Source organism: Rhizobium sp. PAMB 3182 (genome assembly GCF_052908355.1).
Genome location: NZ_CM128607.1, coordinates 2,840,895 through 2,861,171, shown reverse-complemented (window position 1 = coordinate 2,861,171; position 20,277 = coordinate 2,840,895). Strand labels below are relative to the sequence as shown.

General features: G+C 62.8%; 20 protein-coding genes. 10 read left to right on the top strand and 10 right to left on the bottom strand.

What is annotated here, in order from left to right; translation table 11 throughout:
* Nucleotides 1–11: 11 nt before the first annotated feature.
* From ACU5AZ_RS13845 to ACU5AZ_RS13820, 6 genes are all read right to left on the bottom strand, one after another.
* Nucleotides 12–1,508 (bottom strand): sugar ABC transporter ATP-binding protein, encoded by a 1,497-nt coding sequence (locus ACU5AZ_RS13845; protein ID WP_446822930.1) that lies wholly within the window; start codon nucleotides 1,506–1,508, stop codon nucleotides 12–14.
* Between the two features lie 112 nt (nucleotides 1,509–1,620).
* Nucleotides 1,621–2,511: an NAD(P)-dependent oxidoreductase gene (locus ACU5AZ_RS13840; RefSeq protein WP_446822929.1), complete on the bottom strand. Its 891-nt coding sequence runs from the start codon at nucleotides 2,509–2,511 to the stop codon at nucleotides 1,621–1,623.
* A 21-nt stretch (nucleotides 2,512–2,532) separates the two neighbouring features.
* On the bottom strand, nucleotides 2,533–3,030 hold the full coding sequence (locus ACU5AZ_RS13835) for a gluconokinase (RefSeq protein ID WP_446822928.1): 498 nt from the start codon (nucleotides 3,028–3,030) through the stop codon (nucleotides 2,533–2,535).
* A gap of 9 nt (nucleotides 3,031–3,039) precedes the next feature.
* Nucleotides 3,040–3,804 (bottom strand): SDR family oxidoreductase, encoded by a 765-nt coding sequence (locus ACU5AZ_RS13830; RefSeq protein WP_446822927.1) that lies wholly within the window; start codon nucleotides 3,802–3,804, stop codon nucleotides 3,040–3,042.
* Between the two features lie 149 nt (nucleotides 3,805–3,953).
* Entirely contained in the window at nucleotides 3,954–4,379 is a 426-nt protein-coding gene (locus ACU5AZ_RS13825) for a GlcG/HbpS family heme-binding protein (RefSeq protein WP_261928894.1), read from the bottom strand.
* 48 nt (nucleotides 4,380–4,427) lie between these two features.
* The gene (locus ACU5AZ_RS13820) at nucleotides 4,428–5,465 is read right to left on the bottom strand and encodes a LacI family DNA-binding transcriptional regulator (protein WP_446822926.1); all 1,038 of its coding nucleotides are present in this window, start codon (nucleotides 5,463–5,465) and stop codon (nucleotides 4,428–4,430) included.
* A 276-nt stretch (nucleotides 5,466–5,741) separates the two neighbouring features.
* Between ACU5AZ_RS13820 and ACU5AZ_RS13815 the strand changes: the two genes are divergently transcribed.
* From ACU5AZ_RS13815 to ACU5AZ_RS13780, 8 genes are all read left to right on the top strand, one after another.
* A complete protein-coding gene (locus tag ACU5AZ_RS13815; protein ID WP_446822925.1) occupies nucleotides 5,742–6,668 on the top strand; it encodes an SMP-30/gluconolactonase/LRE family protein in 927 nt (308 codons plus the stop codon).
* Nucleotides 6,669–6,762: 94 nt separating this feature from the next.
* A complete protein-coding gene (locus ACU5AZ_RS13810) occupies nucleotides 6,763–7,710 on the top strand; it encodes a 2-hydroxyacid dehydrogenase (RefSeq protein ID WP_446822924.1) in 948 nt (315 codons plus the stop codon).
* 11 nt (nucleotides 7,711–7,721) lie between these two features.
* Complete coding sequence (locus ACU5AZ_RS13805; protein WP_446822923.1) at nucleotides 7,722–8,753, top strand: L-idonate 5-dehydrogenase; 1,032 nt, start codon at nucleotides 7,722–7,724, stop codon at nucleotides 8,751–8,753.
* Between the two features lie 137 nt (nucleotides 8,754–8,890).
* A complete protein-coding gene (locus tag ACU5AZ_RS13800; RefSeq protein WP_446822922.1) occupies nucleotides 8,891–10,039 on the top strand; it encodes an extracellular solute-binding protein in 1,149 nt (382 codons plus the stop codon).
* Nucleotides 10,039–10,926, top strand: coding sequence for an ABC transporter permease (locus ACU5AZ_RS13795; protein ID WP_446822921.1), 888 nt, complete (start codon nucleotides 10,039–10,041; stop codon nucleotides 10,924–10,926). The genes ACU5AZ_RS13800 and ACU5AZ_RS13795 overlap by 1 nt, the downstream gene beginning before the upstream one ends.
* Complete coding sequence (locus ACU5AZ_RS13790; RefSeq protein WP_446822920.1) at nucleotides 10,926–11,750, top strand: ABC transporter permease; 825 nt, start codon at nucleotides 10,926–10,928, stop codon at nucleotides 11,748–11,750. The genes ACU5AZ_RS13795 and ACU5AZ_RS13790 overlap by 1 nt, the downstream gene beginning before the upstream one ends.
* A gap of 34 nt (nucleotides 11,751–11,784) precedes the next feature.
* Nucleotides 11,785–12,864, top strand: a complete 1,080-nt coding sequence (locus ACU5AZ_RS13785; RefSeq protein WP_446822919.1) for an ABC transporter ATP-binding protein — start codon at nucleotides 11,785–11,787, stop codon at nucleotides 12,862–12,864.
* Nucleotides 12,857–13,693: a glycerophosphodiester phosphodiesterase gene (locus tag ACU5AZ_RS13780; protein WP_446822918.1), complete on the top strand. Its 837-nt coding sequence runs from the start codon at nucleotides 12,857–12,859 to the stop codon at nucleotides 13,691–13,693. Before ACU5AZ_RS13785 ends, ACU5AZ_RS13780 begins: the two co-directional genes overlap by 8 nt.
* On the opposite strand, the gene ACU5AZ_RS13775 is transcribed toward ACU5AZ_RS13780, so the two are convergent.
* The 4 genes from ACU5AZ_RS13775 to ACU5AZ_RS13760 form a co-directional block, all read right to left on the bottom strand.
* On the bottom strand, nucleotides 13,694–14,521 hold the full coding sequence (locus ACU5AZ_RS13775) for an inositol monophosphatase family protein (protein ID WP_446822917.1): 828 nt from the start codon (nucleotides 14,519–14,521) through the stop codon (nucleotides 13,694–13,696).
* 118 nt (nucleotides 14,522–14,639) lie between these two features.
* Nucleotides 14,640–15,476 (bottom strand): carbohydrate ABC transporter permease, encoded by an 837-nt coding sequence (locus ACU5AZ_RS13770; protein WP_446822916.1) that lies wholly within the window; start codon nucleotides 15,474–15,476, stop codon nucleotides 14,640–14,642.
* A complete protein-coding gene (locus tag ACU5AZ_RS13765) occupies nucleotides 15,476–16,369 on the bottom strand; it encodes a carbohydrate ABC transporter permease (RefSeq protein ID WP_446822915.1) in 894 nt (297 codons plus the stop codon). The genes ACU5AZ_RS13770 and ACU5AZ_RS13765 overlap by 1 nt, the downstream gene beginning before the upstream one ends.
* A gap of 62 nt (nucleotides 16,370–16,431) precedes the next feature.
* Nucleotides 16,432–17,727 (bottom strand): extracellular solute-binding protein, encoded by a 1,296-nt coding sequence (locus ACU5AZ_RS13760; RefSeq protein ID WP_446826011.1) that lies wholly within the window; start codon nucleotides 17,725–17,727, stop codon nucleotides 16,432–16,434.
* A 299-nt stretch (nucleotides 17,728–18,026) separates the two neighbouring features.
* On the opposite strand from ACU5AZ_RS13760, the gene ACU5AZ_RS13755 reads away from it, so the two are divergent.
* Both ACU5AZ_RS13755 and ACU5AZ_RS13750 read left to right on the top strand, forming a co-directional pair.
* Nucleotides 18,027–18,641: a GNAT family N-acetyltransferase gene (locus ACU5AZ_RS13755; RefSeq protein WP_446822914.1), complete on the top strand. Its 615-nt coding sequence runs from the start codon at nucleotides 18,027–18,029 to the stop codon at nucleotides 18,639–18,641.
* Nucleotides 18,642–19,058: 417 nt separating this feature from the next.
* Nucleotides 19,059–20,243 carry an ROK family transcriptional regulator gene (locus ACU5AZ_RS13750; protein WP_446822913.1) on the top strand — a complete coding sequence of 395 codons (1,185 nt, stop codon included), beginning with the start codon at nucleotides 19,059–19,061 and terminating at the stop codon, nucleotides 20,241–20,243.
* Nucleotides 20,244–20,277 lie beyond the last annotated feature (34 nt).

Here is a 20,277-nt window from a genome sequence, read left to right as displayed (position 1 = left end):
TGTTCTCCCGTTCAAGCCGCTTCGGAGGCGGAGGCCGCGGTTATCAACGCGGGCGTCGTCAACGCCTCTCCGGCAAGTTCACTGACGATATGACCGCGCGAAAACACCAACGCGCGGTGGCAGATATGGGCGATTTCCTCGAAATCGGTGGACACCACGACGACCGCGAGCCCGGCTTCGAGCGCACGGGCGATCAGCCGGTAGATGTCCGCCTTTGCGCCGACATCGACGCCGGCGGTCGGATCTTCCGCGATCAGGAGCTTGCGGCCCGTCGCCAGCCAGCGCCCGACCACCACCTTCTGCTGGTTGCCGCCCGAAAGTGCCTCGACCGGCAGATCGGGATCGTTCGGCCTCAGACCGACGGACTGGCCGATGAACTCCGCATGCGCCGCTTCGCTGCGCGGCGTGAGGAAGGAAAACAGGCTGCGCTTGCCGGCAGCCGGATTGAGAAAGGTGTTCTCTCGCACCGACAGCGACAGCGCGACGGACTCTTCCGTCCGGTCGCGGGCAATGAGCCCGATACCGCAGCGCATGGCGGCAATCGGGCTCGACAGATCCGGCGCCTCGCCGTTCAGTAGAACCTTGCCATCAAAGTCTTCAGCACCGAATAGCGCGCGGCCAATGAGCTCCTGGCCGGCGCCGCGCAGGCCGACCAGACCGAGCAATTCGCCCTTGCGAATGTCGAAGGAGATCGGAGCCGTTCCGGCGCACTGCAGGTCTCGCACTTCGACGACGGCCTTGCCGGGATTCGCCTGCGCCTTGACGAAGAGTTCGTCCGTCGAGCGGCCGACGATCATCTGCACCAGCTCGGCCGGCGTCGTATCGGCAACCTCTTTCTGGCCGACGAGCTTGCCGTCGCGCAGCACCGCGACGCGGTCGGCGATGCGGAAGATTTCATCCAGGCGGTGCGAGACATAGATCATCCCAACACCGCGTTCCTTCAGCGGCCGGATGGCGGCAAACAGCCGCTCGACCTCGTCGGCCGGAAGGCTTGCCGTCGGCTCGTCGAGAACGAGCACGTCCGCTTCGACCGCCAGTGCGCGGGCGATGGCAACGAGCGACTTTTCCGTCCGCGTCAGGCTGGAAACCCGGGTCGAGGGATCGAAATCGCAACCGACCAGCTTCAATGCCTCTGCCGCGCGTTTCTCCGTCCTCGACCAGTCGATCAGGCCGGAGCGCATGGAAAAGCCCTGCGCCAGTCCGACGTTTTCACCGACCGTCATCCATTCGATGAGGCCGAGATCCTGGTGGATGAAGGCGACCGGCTGGCGTTCATTGGGTTTTGGGGGACGATGCGCATAGGCTTCGCCGCGAAAACGGATTTCGCCGCCGTCGGGCTTGTGAATGCCGGCAAGCGTCTTGATCAGCGTCGACTTGCCGGCTCCGTTTTCGCCGAGGAGAGCGAGGATTTCGCCGGCCTTCAGATCGATCGAAACATCCGAAAGCGCACGGGTTCCCCCGAACTCCTTCGTGATCGACCGAAATTCCAGAAGCCGGCTCTCTCCCACTAGACGCTCCTCCCAAAGCCTCGTGATGAAGTTATGTTATCGATAACAATTGCGCGCCGTCAAGTGCAAAAGCGGAAAGGCATCGCGATTTTGGAATGCCTCGCCGTAGCCTTCAGCCGAGGTCGCCGTCGAGCAGCCGCATCATCTCCGCCGAGTCCTTCGGACCCAGTCCGGCAGCACAGAGCAGGCGGTGGATTTCGACGACCGGACCGGTCATCGGCAGCGGTGTCTTCGTCTTCAGCGCGAACGCCTGAAGGCTGTCGAGATCCTTCAGCATGTTGTCGATCCGACCCGTCGGCGTGAAGTCCCGGGCGGCGAACTTGCCCATGAATTCCTGCATGATGGCGCTGTCGGCGCGTCCACCCTTCAGCGCAGCCGGAATCCTGGCGGCATCGACGCCACCCGCCTCGGCAAGTTTCACCGCCTCGGCGAGCGCCTGGAAGGCCACCGCGCAGAACAGCTGATTGATGAGCTTGACCGTCTGCCCCGCCCCATTCGGCCCCATCAGCGTATAGTTGGCGGCAAGATGCTGCATCACCTGGCGGGCACGCTCGAAATCGGCTTCATCGCCGCCAGCCATGATCGTAAGCCGTCCGCCAAGTGCCCCCGGCGCACCACCCGAAAGCGGGCAGTCGACCCATTTCATCCCGGTTTCGGATGCCAGCTTCCGGGCCATGTCAGCGGTATCCTTCGGATCGATCGAGGACATATCGATCAGCAGTTTGTCGGCCGAAGCAGCCTTGGCAACACCCGTTTCGCCGAAAACGACGGCACGCACGATATCCGCATGGTTGAGGCTGAGGATAGCGAAATCCGACACCAATACGGCATCAGCCACCGTATCGGCCGCATGCGCGCCCTTCCCCACAAGGGCCGCGACCTTTTCGGCATCGAGATCAAAGATCGTGACCTCCTGTCCGACCTCCAGCAGTCGCGTGGCGATAGCCGACCCCATGATGCCGGCCCCGATCACCGCAATCTTCAACACGCCATTGCCTGCCATCCCCCGGCCTCCCGCCATCATTCAGTTTCTGATCAGCGCCGCGACACGGGCCACGGCTGTCTCGAGCGGTTCGGCACAATCGACCGGAATCGCATGTTCATCGGCACCCGGCACCTCCAGCGTCGCCAGCTGGCTGTCGAGCAGCGAAGCGGGCATGAAATGGCCGGGACGATGGGTCATGCGTTCGAGAAGCAGATCCCGCGACCCGTGCAGATGGACGAAGATGAGGTCATCGCCCGCCTTGCGCCGCAGGACATCGCGGTAAATCCGCTTGAGCGAGGAGCATGACGCAATCCCGCCACCGTCCGCCCGCATCGCCGCCAGCGTCTCTCCGACCTTCTCCAGCCAGGGCCAGCGGTCGTCGTCGGTCAGTGGAATGCCCTTCGACATCTTCTCGACGTTCGCCGCCGGATGCAGGGCGTCCCCTTCAACGAACGGCAGCCCGAGCTTTTCAGCCAGTGCAGCGCCCATGGAGGACTTGCCGCAGCCACTCACACCCATCACCACGATCAACGCCATGTCTTCTCCTCAGAGGCAGGCGGTGATGCCGCCATCGACATGCAGCGTCTCGCCGTTGATGAAGGAAGAAGCCTTCGACGACAGGAAGACGGCCGCGCCGATCAGCTCTTCGACATCGCCCCAGCGCCCGGCCGGCGTACGCTTTTCGAGCCAGGAGGTGAATTCGGGATTGTCAATCAGCGCCTGGTTGAGCGGCGTCTTGAAATAGCCGGGCGCGATCGCGTTGATCTGCAGCCCGTATTTCGCCCAGTCGGTGCACATGCCCTTGGTCAGGTTTTTGACCGCGCCCTTGGTCGCCGTGTAGGGCGCGATCGACGGGCGCGCGAGTTCGCTCTGCACGGAGGCGATATTGATGATCTTGCCGCGTCCTCGGGCGATCATGTGGCGCGCCACGGCCTGCCCGACGAGGAAGACGCTGGTGACATTCGTCTTGAACAGGAGCTCGAACTTGTCGGCCGGATAATCCTCGAGCTGGGTTCGAAACTGCATGCCGGCATTGTTGACGAGAATATCGATCGCGCCAATCTCCGCTTCGATCTTGGCAATGCCCGCATCCACCTCGGCCTTGTCGGTGACATCGAAGATGGCGGCATGGCTCGTATAGCCCTTGGCCGCAAGATCCTTGCGCGCCTCTTCCACCTTGTCGGCGTTACGGCCGTTGATGATGACCTCGGCCCCGTGCGCCGCAAGACCATGGGCAAGCGCGAGGCCGATGCCCTGGCTGGAGCCGGTGATCAGCGCGCGGCTGCCCGAAAGATCGAACAATGGAAACATGATTTTCCTCCCGAAATTCTTGTTTGCGTATCAAGCGGCCAGGTTGGCAGACCCGGCCCGGCCGCTCAATGCGGCATTGCATTCTCGACATATGTTATCGATAACATTTTCAATCTGCAACTCGACCCGCCGAACGGATCACCGCATTTTTAGACTTCGATCGGATCCGCGCCGATAGCGGCAAGTGCTGCCTGCGCCACGGCGACATCCTCTTCGCCCTTGCCCGAACCGACACCTATGGCGCCGGCGAGAAGGCCTGAAAAACGGATCGGCAGGCCGCCCTTCAGATGCGTGACACGGCCCTGCGAGGCGATGCCCGCCGCCGTGCCGAATTCCGGCGGCATGTTACCGGTGGCGGCGTTGATCGAGGCGGCCGTGATGGCCTTTGCGGACGCCGTGTGCATCGAGGTGAACTTGGCGCCGTCCATGCGGAACTTTGCCAGCGTCTCGCCGCTCTGGTCGACGATCACGATGTCCTGCGGGACACCCATCTCCTCGGCCTTGGCGATGGCGGCGGTCAAGGCGGCCATGACGCCCTTGTGGGTGAGCGCGGTGGCGGGGCGGGTATAAGACATGAAGGAGGCCTTTCGGTATGAATGATTGAGAAATGGAATGGAAACGGATCAGGCGCTTTCGCGCAGGATCACCTTGTACGGGGTGAGGATCAGTTCGTCGCCGCTGGCCGCTTCGCCGGCGATCGCCTGAAGCAGCCTCTGCGCGGCGAGCCGACCGATATCGTAGCAGCCGACATTGACGGTTGAAATCCGGGGGTGGCAGAAAGCCGAAATTTCGTAATCGCCGAAACCGGCGATGGCGATGTCGCCCGGCACCTTCATGCCCCGCCGCTGACATTCCATCAGCGCGCCGAAGGCGGAAAGGTCGGAAACGCAGAGCACCACGTCCGTGTCCGGCCAGCGCTCCAGCATGGAGACGACTGCCTGCGCGCCCTGCTCGATGGAAATCGGCGGTACGCCAAAGGAAATCAGCCGCCCCGGCTCCAGCCCAAGCTCCTCGACCGCCTTGAGGAAGCCCGCACGGCGCAGACTGCCGCGCGTGTCGCGCGCCGACGTGCCGCCGATATAGCCGAATTTCCGGTAACCCTTGGCGGCCAGCGCCCGCACGAGATCGGCCATCACCTCGCTGTTGGAAAAGCCGACGACATCGCCGATGGGCTCTTCGGGAATCTCCCAGGTCTCGACCACCGGTATCCCGGAGTTCTGCAGCATCCGCCGCGCCTGAGGCGTATGCGATCCGCCGGTGAGGATAATGCCCTCCGGCCGCCGCTGCAGCATCGACTGGATCAGCTTCTCCTCCTTCTCGGTCGAATAATCCGTGTAGCCGAGCAGAAGCTGGAGCCCCGATTGTTCAAGCGCGTCGGTAATGCCGCGCGCGGTATCGGAGAAGTTGGAATTGTTGATAGAAGGCACAAGCGCGGCGACGAAGCCCGTCCGTCGCGAGGAGAGAGACCCGGCCGCCTGGTCGAGCACGTAGCCGAGTTGATCGACGGCCTCGAGGATGCGCTTGCGGGTCTCTTCGGAAACCCGCCCGTCCTTCTTGAGCGCCCGCGACACGGTCATGGTCGATACACCGGCATAATCCGCCACATCGGCCATCGTCGGTTTGCCGCCGATGCTGGAAGGCAACGGTCCGCCCTTGCTCATCCCCTTCTTCGCCAAACCTATCCTCCCGCCATTCTCTGTCAGCGGATCATAAAGTTATCGCTATCACCCAGCAATAACCCGGAGGCGTTTTTCCATAGCTGCCGTCAAATGAGAGATAGGACATGTGAATCAATGCAATAACGACCGACGTAGCGACGGGATCAATCTCCATAGCTCACATTCGGCCTTGAAAATGATATCGATAACAGCAATAGAAACGGACTGGATCAGGCGATCGCGAATGCTATGATCCGCGCCAATTCGGGAGGAAGACTGATGTTTGGAGAGTTGGAAGGAACGGGTTTCGAGGTCATCGATCCGCGGTTCGAGGCCTGCTTTGTCGGCCATGCCAAGGTCGAGCGGCTGTGGACAGGCGGTCGCTGGCTGGAAGGCCCCGCCTGGTTTGCGCCGGGCCGCTACCTGGTTTTCTCCGACATCCCCAACAACCGGATGATGCGCTACGACGAAGCCGGTGGCACGACCGCCGTCTTCCGTCAGCCCTCCAACAACTGCAACGGCAACACCGTCGACAATCAGGGCCGGCTGGTCACCTGCGAACATCTTGCCCGCCGCGTCACCCGCACGGAAGTCGATGGCTCCATCACCGTTATCGCCGATAATTTCGAAGGCAAACGCTTCAATTCGCCGAACGATGTCGTGGTCAAGTCGGACGACACGATCTGGTTTACCGACCCCTCCTACGGCATCATGCATGATTATGAGGGCGATTACGGCAAGGAAGAGATCGGCGGCTGCCACGTCTACCGCCACGATCCGTCCACGAGAAAGACCGTCCGCGTCGCCGATGATTTCGTCAAGCCGAACGGCCTTGCCTTCTCGCCCGACGAAAGCCTGCTCTATATCGTCGACACCGGCGGCACCCACCAGCCGGGCGGCCCCCATCACATCCGCAAGTTCGCGGTCAACGCCGACAACAGCCTCAGCGACCTCGGCATGTTTGCAGATTGCACCGCCGGCTTCTTCGACGGCTTCCGCCTCGACCGCACCGGCCGCATCTGGACCAGCGCCGGCGACGGCGTGCACTGCTACGATCCCGACGGCACGATGATCGGCAAGATCCTGATCCCCGAAATCGTCTCAAACGTCACCTTCGGCGGGCCCAAGCGCAACCGGCTGTTCATCACCGCCACAACCTCGCTCTACGCGGTCTATCTGACGGCCAACGGCTGCAAGCTCGGCTGACCCCAAATACGGATTGTCGAAGCGCATGCCCTCGACAATCAGTCGCAATTCGCTATGTTATCGATAACAATAACACTGGAGCCGGGAGGCACCCTTGTCGAAAATCGAGATACTGCAGGTGGGTCCCTACCCGTCATGGGACGAGGAACGCCTGAACGAGAATTTTGTCATGCATCGCTATTTCGAAGCGGACGACAAGCAGGCCTTCCTCGCCGAAAACGCCGCCGGCATTCGCGGCATCGCCACCCGTGGCGAACTCGGCGCCAGCCGGGCCATGATCGAAGCCCTGCCGAACCTCGAAGTCATCAGCGTCTACGGCGTCGGCTATGACGCGGTCGATCTCACGGCGGCCCGCGAGCGCGGTATCCGTGTCACCAACACGCCGGATGTCCTGACGAAGGACGTCGCCGATCTCGGCATCGCGATGATGCTCACGCTCTCCCGCGGCATGATCGGCGCCGAGCGCTGGGTCAGGAGCGGCGACTGGGCGGCAAAAGGCCTCTATCCGCTGCAGAGACGCGTTCACGGAAAGCGGGCCGGCATCCTCGGCCTCGGCCGCATCGGCTTCGAGGTCGCCAGGCGTCTGGCCGGCTTCGACATGGAGATCGCCTATTGCAACCGCAGCCCGAAGGCCGTGGCCGGCGACTGGAAATTCATTGCCGACCCGGTCGAACTGGCCAAGCAGTCCGACTTTCTCTTCGTTGCGCTGGCTGCCACACCTGACACGCGCCACATCGTCAACCGACAGGTGATCGCGGCGCTGGGACCGGAAGGCATGCTGATCAACATTTCCCGCGCGGCGAACATCGACGAGGATGCGCTGATCGAGGCCCTGCAGGACGGCAGGCTCGGCTCGGCGGCGCTCGACGTCTTCGAAGGCGAACCGAAGCTCGATCCGCGCTTTCTCACACTCGACAACGTGCTCCTGCAGCCGCACCATGCCTCCGGCACCTACGAGACCCGCAAGGCGATGGGCAAGCTCGTCTTCGATAATCTCGATGCCCATTTTGCCGGTCGCGACCTGCCGACACCCGTTCTTTGAAAGACACGTCCATGAAAGCCATCGTCATCCACGCCGCACACGATCTTCGCATTGAAGAACGCACCGAGGTCCTGCCGGGCAAGGGCGAAGTGCAGATCCGCCTTGCCACCGGCGGCGTCTGCGGCTCCGACCTGCATTACTATAACCACGGCGGCTTCGGTGCGGTGCGCCTGAAAGAGCCGATGATCCTCGGCCACGAAGTTTCCGGCCACATCTCGGCTCTCGGCGAAGGCGTCTCGGCTCTGGCTGTCGGCGACCTCGTCGCAGTCTCGCCCTCGCGCCCGTGCGGCACCTGCGAATACTGCCAAAAGGGTCTGCACAATCATTGCCTCAACATGCGCTTCTACGGTTCGGCCATGCCCTTCCCGCATATCCAGGGTGCGTTCCGGGAAGTCCTGGTGGCAGACGCCAGCCAATGCGTGAAGGCCGATGGCCTCACCGCCGGCGAAGCGGCGATGGCGGAGCCGCTGTCCGTCACCCTGCACGCCACGCGGCGCGCCGGCGAGATGCTCGGCAAGCGCGTCCTCGTCACCGGCTGCGGCCCGATCGGCACGCTGGCGATTCTCGGCGCCCGACGCGCCGGCGCCGCCGAGATCGTCGCGACCGACCTCACTGCACAGACGCTGAAATTTGCCGAGACGGTCGGCGCGGATCGGACCATCAACCTCTCCGAAGATCCGGACGGGCTGAAACCCTACACCGCCGCCAAGGGCTATTTCGATGTCCTCTACGAATGCTCCGGCGCGGCGCCAGCCCTTGCCGGCGGTATTGCCGCGATGCGACCGCGCGGCGTCATCCTGCAGCTTGGCCTCGGTGGCGACATGAGCGTGCCGATGATGGCGATCACCTCGAAGGAACTCGACCTGCGCGGCTCCTTCCGTTTCCACGAGGAATTTGCGACCGCCGTGAGGCTGATGCAGGCCGGGCTGATCGACGTCAAACCGCTCATCACCCACACCATGCCGCTTGCCGAAGCCGAGCAGGCCTTCATTGCCGCCTCCGACCGGACAAAGGCCATGAAAGCGCAGATCGCCTTCGGCTGACCTCTCCAACGGGAAGGTCGAAGACTTAGTTCGACCACCGAACTTATTCGCAAAGCTGTAACTTTACTGTCATCCCACTGTCACCCGGCGGGATTAGCAGGGGCCATTCCGGTCCCTGACAATCCATGGAGAGTGACATGAAGAGACGTGAATTTCTGGCCGCTTCCGCAGCCGTTGCCGGCGCCGGCCTGATGCCGCGCTTTGCCTTCGCCGACGAGCACACGATCGAACTCTACAGCGGGTCCGATTCCAACATCATCGATCTCTGGAACAACGTCGTGCGTCCGGCCTTCGAGCAGGCCAACCCCGGTCTGAAGCTCAAGGTCGTCGACGCCCAGGACAACAACGGCCTGCGCGCCATCGCTGACCGCGCGCTTGCCGCGCTGAAGACCGGCACCGATCCGAAGGCCGACATGTTCGAGCACTTCGACCCCCGCCTGCCGACCGACGGCATCAAGGAAGGCCTCTGGGTGAAGTTCTCGACCGAAAACACCCCGGACTACGCCAAGGTCAACCCGATGGCGATCGACAGCGACTACTCGCTGCCCTATCGCGGTTCGCAGGTGCTGCTGGCCTACGACAAGACGAAGCTCGATCCGAAGGACGCGCCTAAGACCTGGGATGCGCTCGTTGCCTGGATCAAGGCCAATCCCGGCCAGTTCATCTACAACCGTCCCGACAAGGGCGGCTCCGGCGGCAACTTCGTCCGCCGCGCCATCCACGAGGCCAACGGCCGCGATCCGTCGAAGTTCACCGTGGCGAACTACACCGAGGACTTCGCCGGCAAGGCCCTGCCGCCGGCCTGGGACATCCTCAACGACATCGCCCCTTCGCTCTTTGACAAGGGTGGCTATACGGCCGGCAACAGCCAGTCGCTGCAGCTGCTCGCCCAAGGCGTTGTCACCATGACGCCGGTGTGGTCCGACCAGGTTCTCCAGGCGATCGCCCAGGGTGTCCTGCCGGAAGAATCGACCGGTCTCGTGCAGCTGACAGACCTCGCCCTCTGCGGTGGTTTCTCGCGCATGACGGTCTTCACCAACGGCGCCAACAAGGACGCGGCGATGACGCTCGCCAACTTCATGCTGTCGCCTGACATGCAGGAAGCCGTCATCACCAAGATCGGCGGTTTCCCGGGCGTTTCCTGGGACAACATCTCCGACGACCTGCGCCAGAAGTATGCCGACGTCATCCCGCAGACGATCCCGACCTTCCCGGCGGGCGACTGGGAAACCGCCGTCAATGACGGCTGGTACCGCAACGTGGCTCCGAACCTGAGCCGCAGCTGATGGCCGTCACCGGCATCGCTGCCGCGCCGGTCAGCAATCTGGGACTGACGAGAAGGGGGCTCACCGGCCTCCTTCTCGTCGCCGTTCCTGTGCTGCTGCTCTTCTGGCTGATCATCTTTCCGATCTTCTCGGCGATCTACGACACGCTCTTCCTCGCCGACCAGACCGGAACACGTCATTTCTCCGTCGAGACCTATCGCTTCTTCTTCTCCGACGGCTACAGCCTCAACAATCTCTATCTGACGCTCTGGACGACGGTTGTCTGCGGCGTGCTGCTGATCGTCACCGCGCTACCGATCGCGCTTTACCTGCGCTTCTCGACCAGCCGGCTTGCCGCCTACGTACAGGGTCTGGCGATCTTCCCGATGTTCGTGCCGTCGATCATTCTCTCCTATGCGCTGATCCGCACCATCGGCCCGAACGGCGCCGTCGACATCATCCTGAACAGCGTCGGCCTGCCGAAGCTGCCCTCTCCTTACCTCTCGCCCTGGGGACCGGTGATCGGCCTCGTCTGGGACAATCTGCCGCTGACGGTGCTGATGCTCGTCGCAGGACTGGGGTCCATATCCAACAGCGCCATAGAAGCCGCGCGCGATGTCGGCGCCTCACCGTTCCGGGTGCTGGCTCACATCATCCTGCCGCGCATGGGCAATTCGCTGCTGGTCGCCGCCTCCTTCGCCGTGCTGGGCATCTTTTCCGCCTTCACGCTGCCTTATCTGCTCGGGCCGGCGTCTCCGGAAATGATGGGACCGTTCATGCAGCGCACCTTCAACGATCTCAATGACCCGCTGAACGCCACGACGCAGGCCGTCGTCGCCTTCGGCTTCTGCCTGTTCTTCGGCATCTTCTACGTCTACTCGATCGCCAGAAACCGGGAGAAGAGCTGATGGCTATCCTCACCTCCTCCCCACGGCGTATCGACTGGACGGGCTGGACGCTCGCCATCCTGCTGACACTGTTCATCGCCCTGCCGCTTCTCGTGGTCGGCACCTGGGCCTTCACCGAGGTCTGGCGCTATCCCTCCCTGCTGCCGCAGCAGTTCGGACTGCGCTTCTGGCACCAGACGCTGGCCCGCCAGGATGTCTGGGATGCGCTCTTCATGAGCCTGCGCCTGACATTCACCGTGACAGCTCTGTCCGCGATCATTTGCCTGCCGGCGGCCTATGCCTTCGCCCGGCTGAAATTCCCCGGCCGCAACGTCTTCTTCCTCTCCTTCCTCGCCTCGCACGCCTTCCCGAAATTCGGGCTTCTGGTGGCGATCGCGGCGATCTTCCTGAAGCTCGGCCTGATCAGCACCTTCTGGGGTGTCGTCCTCATCCAGCTCGTCGGCACGCTGATGCTGATGATCTGGATACCGGTCGCAGCCTTCCAGTCGGTCGACCGCCGGATGGAGGAGGCGGCGCGTGACGCCGGCGCCGGTCCACTGCGCGTCTTCTGGTCTATCACCCTACCGCAGGCATTCCCGACCATTGCCGCCGCCCTGCTCCTGACCTTCGTCGCCACCTTCTATGAGACCGAAGGCGCATGGCTGATCGGCACACCGGACATCCGCACCATGCCGGTCCTGATGATCACCTTCATCAACAACCAGATCGTCGTCCAGTACGGCGCCGTCCTCTCGGTGATGCTGTGGGTCCCCTCCTTCATCGCCCTCATGTTCGCCCGCCGCGTCGTCGGCGCCGGCGCCTTCGCCAAGGGGTTTGGCGCATGAGACGGACAGGACTTCACTACAGAAAGGCATTCCCATGGCCCGCTTGAGCATGAAGCAGGTATCGAAAAGCTTCGGCACCGCCCATGCCGTCCGCGATTTCTCGCTCGAGGTCGAAGACGGCGAACTCGTCTGCCTGCTCGGGCCGTCCGGGTCCGGCAAGTCGACGCTGCTTCGGATGATCGGCGGCTTCGAGCAGCCGACCGGCGGCGCGGTCGAGATCGACGGCGAGAACGTCACGCGCCTGCCGCCGGAACGCCGCCCGACCGGCATGGTCTTCCAGAGCCACGCCCTCTGGAGCCACATGAATGTGTTCTCCAATATCGCCTTCGGCCTGAAGCTCAAGGGCATCCCGAAAGCCGATATTCGCGACCGCGTCGAGGAAGCCCTGACGCTGGTGGGTCTCGGTGGCTACGGCAAGCGCATGACGTGGCAGCTCTCCGGCGGCCAGCAGCAGCGTGTGGCACTCGCCCGCTCGCTGGTTCTGGAACCGAAGATCCTGCTGCTCGACGAACCCTTCGCCAGTCTCGACCAGCATCTGCGCGAACGCCTGCGCGAGGAAGTTCGCGACATCCAGCAACGGCTCGGCATCACCACCCTGTTCGTTACTCACGGACAGGACGAGGCGCTGGCGCTGGCCGACCGCATCGTCGTCATGCGGGACGGTGTCAGCGAACAGGCCGCCGCCCCCGACGCCATCTATCGTCGACCGGAAACCGAATTCGTCGCCGGCTTCATCGGCTCGATGAACTTCATCAAGGGTCAGGTCCGCTCAGGCTATTTCGATCATCCGCTCTTCCCGGTCGCCGTTCATGCACCGGACGGCCCCGCGACACTCGCCGTCCGCCCGGAAGCGATCCGGCTCGACCCCGCGCGCAATGGAACGGCGGCATCGATCCATCGCGCGACCGACTTCGGCACCCACCTGATCGCCGACGTCGATCTGACCGATGGCACGCGGCTGAAGGCGATGACCGCGCCCGGCCGGCAGATGACGCAGGGCATGTTCGTCACGCCGACGATCAGCGCCTATAGCCTGTTTAGGGACAACCGGATAATCTTCCGCTCAGACGCTCCCGCCGAAACCCAAGCTCCGGAATTTCTCGCCCATGCCTGACGGTATCTTTCTTGAAAGAGACGGCCACAAGACGTGGCTGAAATGGCATCGCGGCCACAAGCAGGCCGGCGACATTTCCTTCACCTGGGAGAGGATCGCCGAGGGCATGCGCCTTGGCGCCAGCCTCGAGATCGACCTGCTCTGCCATGCCGGCGGCGGCTTTGTCGTCCTGCACGACAAGACGCTCGACCGCGCCACGACCGGAACCGGACCGGTGGCGACCGCCACACCCGAGCATCTGGCCACACTGAAGTTGCGCGACGCGGCGGGCAATCCGACAGATCACCCGGTCATGCTGTTCGACACGCTCTGCCAGCGTCTCGCCGGCCAACAATGCGGCGACGGCGCACTCCTGCAGCTCGACATGAAGGAAGGTGCTGCAGCGCTTGGCGATCAACAGGTTGCGGCCTTTGCGCAGGCGGTGGAACCGGTGAAGCACCTCGTCATCCTCTCCGGAGGCGACGCCGAAGCTGTCTCCCGCCTCTCCGCCGCCGTTCCTGGCATGCGGATCGGCTATGACCCCTGCCACTTCGGCGTTGCGGAAGAGACGGCACGAACCGGGGAATACGAACGCTTCGTCGCAACGGCCCTCGCCGATTCCCCGAATGCGGAAATGATCTATCTGGAATACGAACTGGTGCTGACCGCCGAGCGCGCCGGCTTCGATCTGGTCGCCGCCTTTCATGCCGCCGGCCGCCGCATCGACGCCTATACCATCACCGGCGCCACCGCCGACAACCATCCGGCCGTCGGCAGGCTTCTCGCCGCCAAAGTCGACCAGATCACCACCGACGACCCGGTCGGCCTCGAACTGCTGATGGCCGGCTGATCAGCCGGTGAAACCCTGGACCAGCCAGCCGTGCAGCGCCGGTGTTGCGGCGAGCACGTCGCCATTGGCCCCGACCGGACCACCCGTGAAACCGGTGACGATGCCGCCAGCCTCCCGCACGAGAAGGGCCGCAGCGCCATAGTCATGCAGCGACAGGCCATCCTCGAAGAAACCGTCGAGACGGCCCGCGGCGACATAGGCCGTCGACAGTGCCGCAGATCCGAGGCGGCGCACGCCGGCGGTGTTGTCCATCAGTCGCCTCAGAGCGGAATGATACTGGTCCACACCGACGGACTTCACCTGTCCCGGCACCGGGAGCCCGGCCCCGACGATCACGTTCTCGACGGCACTCTCCTGGCCGCAGACCAGCCGCTCGCCGTTGAGATAGGCGCCGCCGCCCTTCTCCGCGCTGAAAAGCTCGTCGAGCATCGGATCGTAGACCGCCCCGGCAATCAATTCACCGCCCTCCTCGATCAGCACCGTCATGCCGAAATGGGGAAGTCCCCAGGCGAAATTCGTCGTGCCGTCGATTGGGTCGATGTGGATGACCGGCGCGCCATCACGGCCCGTCCGATCACTCATCTGCTCCTCGCCGTGAATGGTGTAGTCCGGGAAGGCCTCGGCGAGCCGCCCGGCGATCTCCGCTTCGACGGCGCGGTCGACCTCCGTCTGATAATCGCGCGGCCCCTTGGACACCATCTGGCTGGAATACCGCCGCTTCAGCGAGCCCCGCGCCAGGACGCCGGCGTGAAGCACGGTTTCGGCAAGGGTCGCGAGGCGGGAGGAAGCCTGCGGCGAGAGGCGGGCGAGAACGGAACTGTCTGTCATGGGAAGAACTGCCAAGAGGGCTGGAGAGATGGAACAAGCAGGACCTCTATGCCGGCCCGGCGTGATCCTTTTATGAAGAAGGGCGGCGCGAATGACACCGCGCCGCCCTTCGGGGGCCTTACTTCGATGCGCCGGCCGTCAGGCCTTCGATGAACTTGCGCTGGAAGATCAGATAGACGACGACGATCGGCAAGATGACGAGCACGGCTCCGGCCGTCAGCACCGGCGTGTTGACCGTGTAGCGGCCCTGGAAGAACAGCATGCCGAGCGGCATCGTCCTGTAGACGTCATCGTTGACGAGGATCAACGGGATCAGGAACTCGTTCCAGGTCCAGATGAACAGGAACAGGCCAAGCGTCGAGACGGCAGGTTTCAGAAGCGGAATGACCACGCGGCGCAAAATCAGCGTCCGTGAGGCCCCATCCAGCATCGCCGCCTCGAGAATGTCCTTCGGCAACTGCTCCATGGCACTCGCCATGAAGATCGTCGCAAACGGCACCGACATCGCGATCTGCGGCAGGATCATCGCCCAGTAGGAGTTGATCAACCCCAGATAGCGCATCTCGTAATACAGCGGGATGATGAAGGCTTCCGTCGGCACCATCATGCCGATCGTCAGCAGGACGAAGGTGAACTTCTTGAACGGAAACGACAGGAAGGCGAAGGCAAAGCCCGTCAGCACGCCGAGCACGATGCTGACGGCCACCACCGGAATGACGACGATGATCGAGTTCCAGAAATAGATCCCGAAATGCCCGTCGACCCAGGCGCTGACATAGTTCTCGAAATGCGGATAGGCCGGCAGCACGAAGGCCCCCTTGAACAGGTCCTCCTTGCTCTTGATCGAGGTCAGCAGCAGCAGTCCAAACGGAAACACCGTAATCAGCGAGAACATCCACATGATGACGCGGAACGAAAACGTCTTGGCGGTGCTGTTTGGTGAGTAACCCGCCATCAGCGTGCCCTCCCGTCGGCAGGCCGCACAAAGCGGTGGACGATGTAGTTGACGACGAAGATCAGGATCGCGCCGATGATGGCGACCGACGCCGCATAGCCGAAACGGTTCAGGTGGAAGCCCAGTTCATACATGTAGATGTTCGGAACCAGCGTCGCATTGGCGGGTCCCCCTCGGGTCATGGTGAAGATGAGGTCGAAGCTCTTGATCGAAGCAATGATCGTCAGAAGCAGGACGACGCGGATTTCCGGCAAGAGCAGCGGCAGGGTGATGCGGTAGAAGATGTACCAGGGCTTGGCGCCGTCGACGCGGGCCGCTTCGAACAGCGACGGGTCGATGCGCTGCAGGCCGGTCAGGAAGATCACCATGCAGAAACCGAAATAATACCAGGCAGCCACCATGCCGACGGCCGGCAGCGCAAAGGTGAAATCACCGAGCCAGGGCAGCGCGATCGAGCCGAGCCCCAGCAGCTTCAGACCCTGGTTGATCGGTCCGAAGGCGGGATTGTAGAGCCAGTGCCAGATGATGCCGAGCACCGCCGACGGCATGATATAGGGCATGAACAGCAGTGTCCTGATCGCCAGCTGCTCCTTGGCGCGAATGGAGCTTACGATCGCGGCAAGCACGATTCCGATCGCGAGCGGCACGACGCAGTAGAAGATCATCAGCACGGCGTTGTTGCGCAGCGCGACGAAGAAGCGGCTGTCGCTGAAAAGCTCGACATAGTTGCCGAGGCCGACGAAATCGGGCGCGCTGATACCGTTCCATTTCGTCAGGCTGAGATAGATCGCCGCCAGGATCGGCAAGAGCACGAAGGCGGCATAGACGATCAGTCCCGGCAGGACGAAGATGAGGTTCTTGCGCACGGGAGCGTCAAGGACGGAGGCTTTCATTCTAATTCCTCGTAAGGGCGGCCGCACGAATGCGGCCGCGAGAATTTTCGACCTGTCGAAGCTTACTTCTTGCTCGCCAGGTAGGCCTGATAATCCTTGTCGAGAGCCTCGACGAACTGCTCCGGCGTCTCGGTGTCGGCGAGAAGCAGCGGGGTGTTGTCGTCATAGGTCTTCAGCATGGTCGGGCTTGCCCAGTCCGGATAATGACCGATCGCGTCCGCAGCGTTCAGCGTCTTCCACATGGAGATGCCTTCGCTGAGCAGCGGCGACATGTCGATGCTCGTGCCTTCCGGCAGCGCGGTCGACGGGAAGTAGCCGCCCTTCGCCCATTCGACGGCGGCTTCAGGCGAAACCATGTAGTCGATATAGGCACCGGCCAAGTCCTGCTCTTCCTTGGTCTTGGCAATGCTGGTGATCGCCCAGGCAAGATCGACGCCGCCGACGGTCAGCGGATGCTCGACGCCTTCCGGAGCCGGGATCGGCATGAAGTGGATGTCCGGATTGGCCTTCATGTCGCCGAAGTACCACGTACCCGACACGAGGAAGGCGGACTGGCCGGCGATGAAGAGCTGTACGGCGTCGTCACCGGAAATGCCCTGGTAACCGTCGGTGAAGTAGCCGTCCTTGGCCCAATGCTGGACGAGCTTGGCGGCTTCGACGTTGCCGGGCGTGTTGAAGCTGCCGCCCCGGCCGTAGATCAGGTCATCGAGTTCCTTGCGGTTCTTCGAGTCGATCTGTGCCTGGCTGATGGCGGCGATCAGGTGCAGGGCGAGGTGCTGCTTGGCAGTGCCCATGGTGATCGGCGTCGTGCCCTTGGCCTTCAGCTTGTCGAGAGCGGCTTCGAAATCCGCGAAGTTCTTCAGCGGCAGCTCGACGCCGGCGTCCTTCAGAAGCTTCTCGTTGTAGAACAGGCCGACCATTTCGCCGAGGCCGGAAATGCCGTAGGTCTTGCCTTCGCCGAACTGTCCGGTGTCGGACCAGCGGTCACGGGCCAGAAGGCTGTCCGACTGGCGCTTGTCCCAGCCGTATTTGGAAATGTAGTCGTCGACCGGCTGCAGAAGGCCTTCCTTGACCATCGCGCCCATGTCGCCGGCGCCCTGGTTGACCTTGGTCACCATCGGGCCGTCGCCGGCCGAAACGGCGAGCTTCAGCGTCAGCGCCAGATCGTCGAAGGTACGCTGCGTGCGGATGACCTTGACGTCCGGATGAGCTGCCTCGAAATTCTTGTTGAGCGTTTCCATGACGACGCTCTGGCCCTCATAGGTGTAGTCGTCCCACACCGGCAGGTCGGCTGCAACGGCAGCGTGCGAAGCCGAGAGGATCATGACCGCGGCAGCCGTCGTGGACACCGTGGACATGCGTGAATGAAGCTTCATGCGCATGAGGAGTTTGTCAAACATTTCCTAGCCCTTCTGGATTTGAACCCTTGTTTGTCATTGCCGTTTCACCCTGCGCAAACCTCCTGTTTACGCATGGCGTTTTCCGCCCGGATACGTGTCCGGCGAACTTTGCCCGCCTTTTGCAGCGGGATAAATTTTGCGATTCCGGCCCCTGTTATTGCGACCTGCTTTGATCTAGCTTCCCGCCAATCAGCCCGCCGCTCCGCTTCGCCTGAAGGGCGAGAGTGCCGTCCGCCAGTCACAAGAGGATGACAGACATGACCGACAAGACCGAAGCGCTTTCCATCCGCCGCGCGACGGAAGCAGACATGGATGTGCTTTACGAGATCTGCCTGAAAACCGCCGACAGCGGATCGGACGCGAGCACGCTCTACAGCAATCCGAAACTGCCGGGTTACATATGGGCGGCGCCCTACGGCAAGTTCGAACCGGACTTCACCTTCCTGCTGGACGACGGCGAAAAGGCGATCGGCTACGTCATCGGCACCCCCGACACGACCGCTTTCGGTGCGCGTCTGGAGGCTGAGTGGTGGCCGGAGGTCAGAAAGAAAATCGCCGGCATGGTCCCGTCCGCGCCGATGGACGCCGGCGCGCTGGAGCGCATCGCAAGCCCTGAGCGGCCTTTTGCCGATCTTCGCACGGTCTACCCCGCCCATCTGCACATCAACATCCTGCCCGGCGCGCAATCGTCGGGCTGGGGCCGGCGGCTGATCGAAACCCAGCTGGAAGCGCTGAAGGCACATGGCGCCGCCGGCGTCCATCTCGGCGTCAGTCCCACCAACGAAAAGGCAAAGGGCTTTTACCGCCATCTCGGCTTCGAGGACATCAGCCGCGATGGACACGTCATCTTCGGCATGAAGTTCCGCAGTTGAGGAGGCGAACCGGGAAACGAAACCGGGTCGGTCAAGCAGTCGCGGCGCCGTCGCGGAGAACGCATCATGCCTCTGGCAGATCAATCCTCGTTCGGCGCGCGCTTGGCTCATGAAGAGACGGCTTCCTGGCGGCAAACCCGCCTCTTGAGACGGGATGCCACGATCGCCGGGCGGGCGATGAGCCTGCTCCAATGCGATGCCGTATCCACAATCACCATCAGCATATGCTGCCCTTTCTCTCCAAGGATGAGTGAGCGTACAAACTCGGATCATTATTTGTCAAGGAGGTAGACAAATGAATCGAAATTTGCCAATTGATGGGCCACGGCATTGCCGAAAACCGCCGATTGGCGCAGAGAATATTGCAACTCTGGCGCACTGCGGCGGCAAGTTGGACTGCGTCCCTGACTAACTGGAGTGCCTATGGTGCCAAATGCCGCTGAACGGCCCGTCGCCCGCAAGATTTCCATCAACGCGGTGATGCGCACCATCCTTGAGCACGGCCCGCAATCCAGGACAAGTATCGCCAAACTCACCGGCCTTTCGAAGCAGACCATATCCGATGTGGTGCGCGATCTCGAAGACGATGGGTGGCTGACCCCCGTCGGCCATATCGAGGCAAAGGCCGGCCGCAATGCACTGAGCTACGAGATCAACCACCGCGCCGCATTCGCCGTCGGCATGGACATCGGCGGCACGAAGATCGCAGCCGCCATCACGGATCTCTCCGGCAACATTCTAGCCGAAACCGTTGTTCCCACCGACAAGCGTGGGGGCGAACACCTCGTCGCCCAGCTGGAAAATGTGGTCACCGACCTCATGGCAGAGGCGGATGCCCCGCGCTCGAAGCTCAGCATCGCGGTTCTCGGCACGCCCGGTTTCCAGCAGCCGGGAACCGGCCACATCGAGATAGCCCCCAATATCCCAGGCCTCGACGCCATCGACCTGCGCGGCCTCCTGTCCGCGCGTCTGGGCATTCCGGTCGAGATCGAAAACGACGTCAATCTTGCGGCCTGTGGCGAGCAGTGGCGCGGCCACGGCATGCAGGTCGACAACTTCGCCTTCGTCGCCTTCGGCACCGGCATAGGCATGGGCCTGATCGCCAATGGCAAGCTGGTGCGCGGGGCGCGCGGAGGAGCCGGAGAAATCGCCTATCTGCCCATCGGGGCGGACCCCTATGATTCACGCGGCTTCCTTCTTGGAACACTGGAAACCTCGATCGGCAGCGTCGCCATAGCCGAGCGTTACCACGGCTTTGGCGGCAAGGAAGGACACACCGTCCGTGACATCTTCTCGGCGCTGCAAGACGGCGAACAGGCCGCTATCGCCACGTTGGAAGAAACCGCGCGCATCGCCGCGTCGGCACTTGCCGCGATCGGCGCTATCCTGGATCCGCAACTGATCGTGCTTGGCGGCAGCATCGGGTCACGCCAGGAGCTTTTGGACGCAATACGTCGCCATCTTCCGCGCTGCACGCCATTGCCGCTGCGCCTGGAGCTCAGCCAGTTCGGCAGCCGCGCGGCGTTGATGGGGGCCGTCGGCGTCGCCACCAATCGCATGCACGAAACACTCTTCGGAGTGGAAATCCAGCTTCCGGGCTGACATTCTGCTATCATCGCAAATCAGCAGGACGGAT

Bases quoted from the DNA above. Each gene is read 5' to 3' on its own strand.
- ACU5AZ_RS13840 (WP_446822929.1), bottom strand. From the start codon at position 2,511: ATGGCAGGCAATGGCGTGTTGAAGATTGCGGTGATCGGGGCCGGCATC.
- ACU5AZ_RS13835 (WP_446822928.1), bottom strand. From the start codon at position 3,030: ATGGCGTTGATCGTGGTGATGGGTGTGAGTGGCTGCGGCAAGTCCTCC.
- ACU5AZ_RS13830 (WP_446822927.1), bottom strand. From the start codon at position 3,804: ATGTTTCCATTGTTCGATCTTTCGGGCAGCCGCGCGCTGATCACCGGC.
- ACU5AZ_RS13825 (WP_261928894.1), bottom strand. From the start codon at position 4,379: ATGTCTTATACCCGCCCCGCCACCGCGCTCACCCACAAGGGCGTCATG.
- ACU5AZ_RS13820 (WP_446822926.1), bottom strand. From the start codon at position 5,465: ATGAGCAAGGGCGGACCGTTGCCTTCCAGCATCGGCGGCAAACCGACG.
- ACU5AZ_RS13815 (WP_446822925.1), top strand. From the start codon at position 5,742: ATGTTTGGAGAGTTGGAAGGAACGGGTTTCGAGGTCATCGATCCGCGG.
- ACU5AZ_RS13805 (WP_446822923.1), top strand. From the start codon at position 7,722: ATGAAAGCCATCGTCATCCACGCCGCACACGATCTTCGCATTGAAGAA.
- ACU5AZ_RS13800 (WP_446822922.1), top strand. From the start codon at position 8,891: ATGAAGAGACGTGAATTTCTGGCCGCTTCCGCAGCCGTTGCCGGCGCC.
- ACU5AZ_RS13795 (WP_446822921.1), top strand. From the start codon at position 10,039: ATGGCCGTCACCGGCATCGCTGCCGCGCCGGTCAGCAATCTGGGACTG.
- ACU5AZ_RS13790 (WP_446822920.1), top strand. From the start codon at position 10,926: ATGGCTATCCTCACCTCCTCCCCACGGCGTATCGACTGGACGGGCTGG.
- ACU5AZ_RS13785 (WP_446822919.1), top strand. From the start codon at position 11,785: ATGGCCCGCTTGAGCATGAAGCAGGTATCGAAAAGCTTCGGCACCGCC.
- ACU5AZ_RS13780 (WP_446822918.1), top strand. From the start codon at position 12,857: ATGCCTGACGGTATCTTTCTTGAAAGAGACGGCCACAAGACGTGGCTG.
- ACU5AZ_RS13775 (WP_446822917.1), bottom strand. From the start codon at position 14,521: ATGACAGACAGTTCCGTTCTCGCCCGCCTCTCGCCGCAGGCTTCCTCC.
- ACU5AZ_RS13770 (WP_446822916.1), bottom strand. From the start codon at position 15,476: ATGGCGGGTTACTCACCAAACAGCACCGCCAAGACGTTTTCGTTCCGC.
- ACU5AZ_RS13765 (WP_446822915.1), bottom strand. From the start codon at position 16,369: ATGAAAGCCTCCGTCCTTGACGCTCCCGTGCGCAAGAACCTCATCTTC.
- ACU5AZ_RS13760 (WP_446826011.1), bottom strand. From the start codon at position 17,727: ATGTCCACGGTGTCCACGACGGCTGCCGCGGTCATGATCCTCTCGGCT.
- ACU5AZ_RS13755 (WP_446822914.1), top strand. From the start codon at position 18,027: ATGACCGACAAGACCGAAGCGCTTTCCATCCGCCGCGCGACGGAAGCA.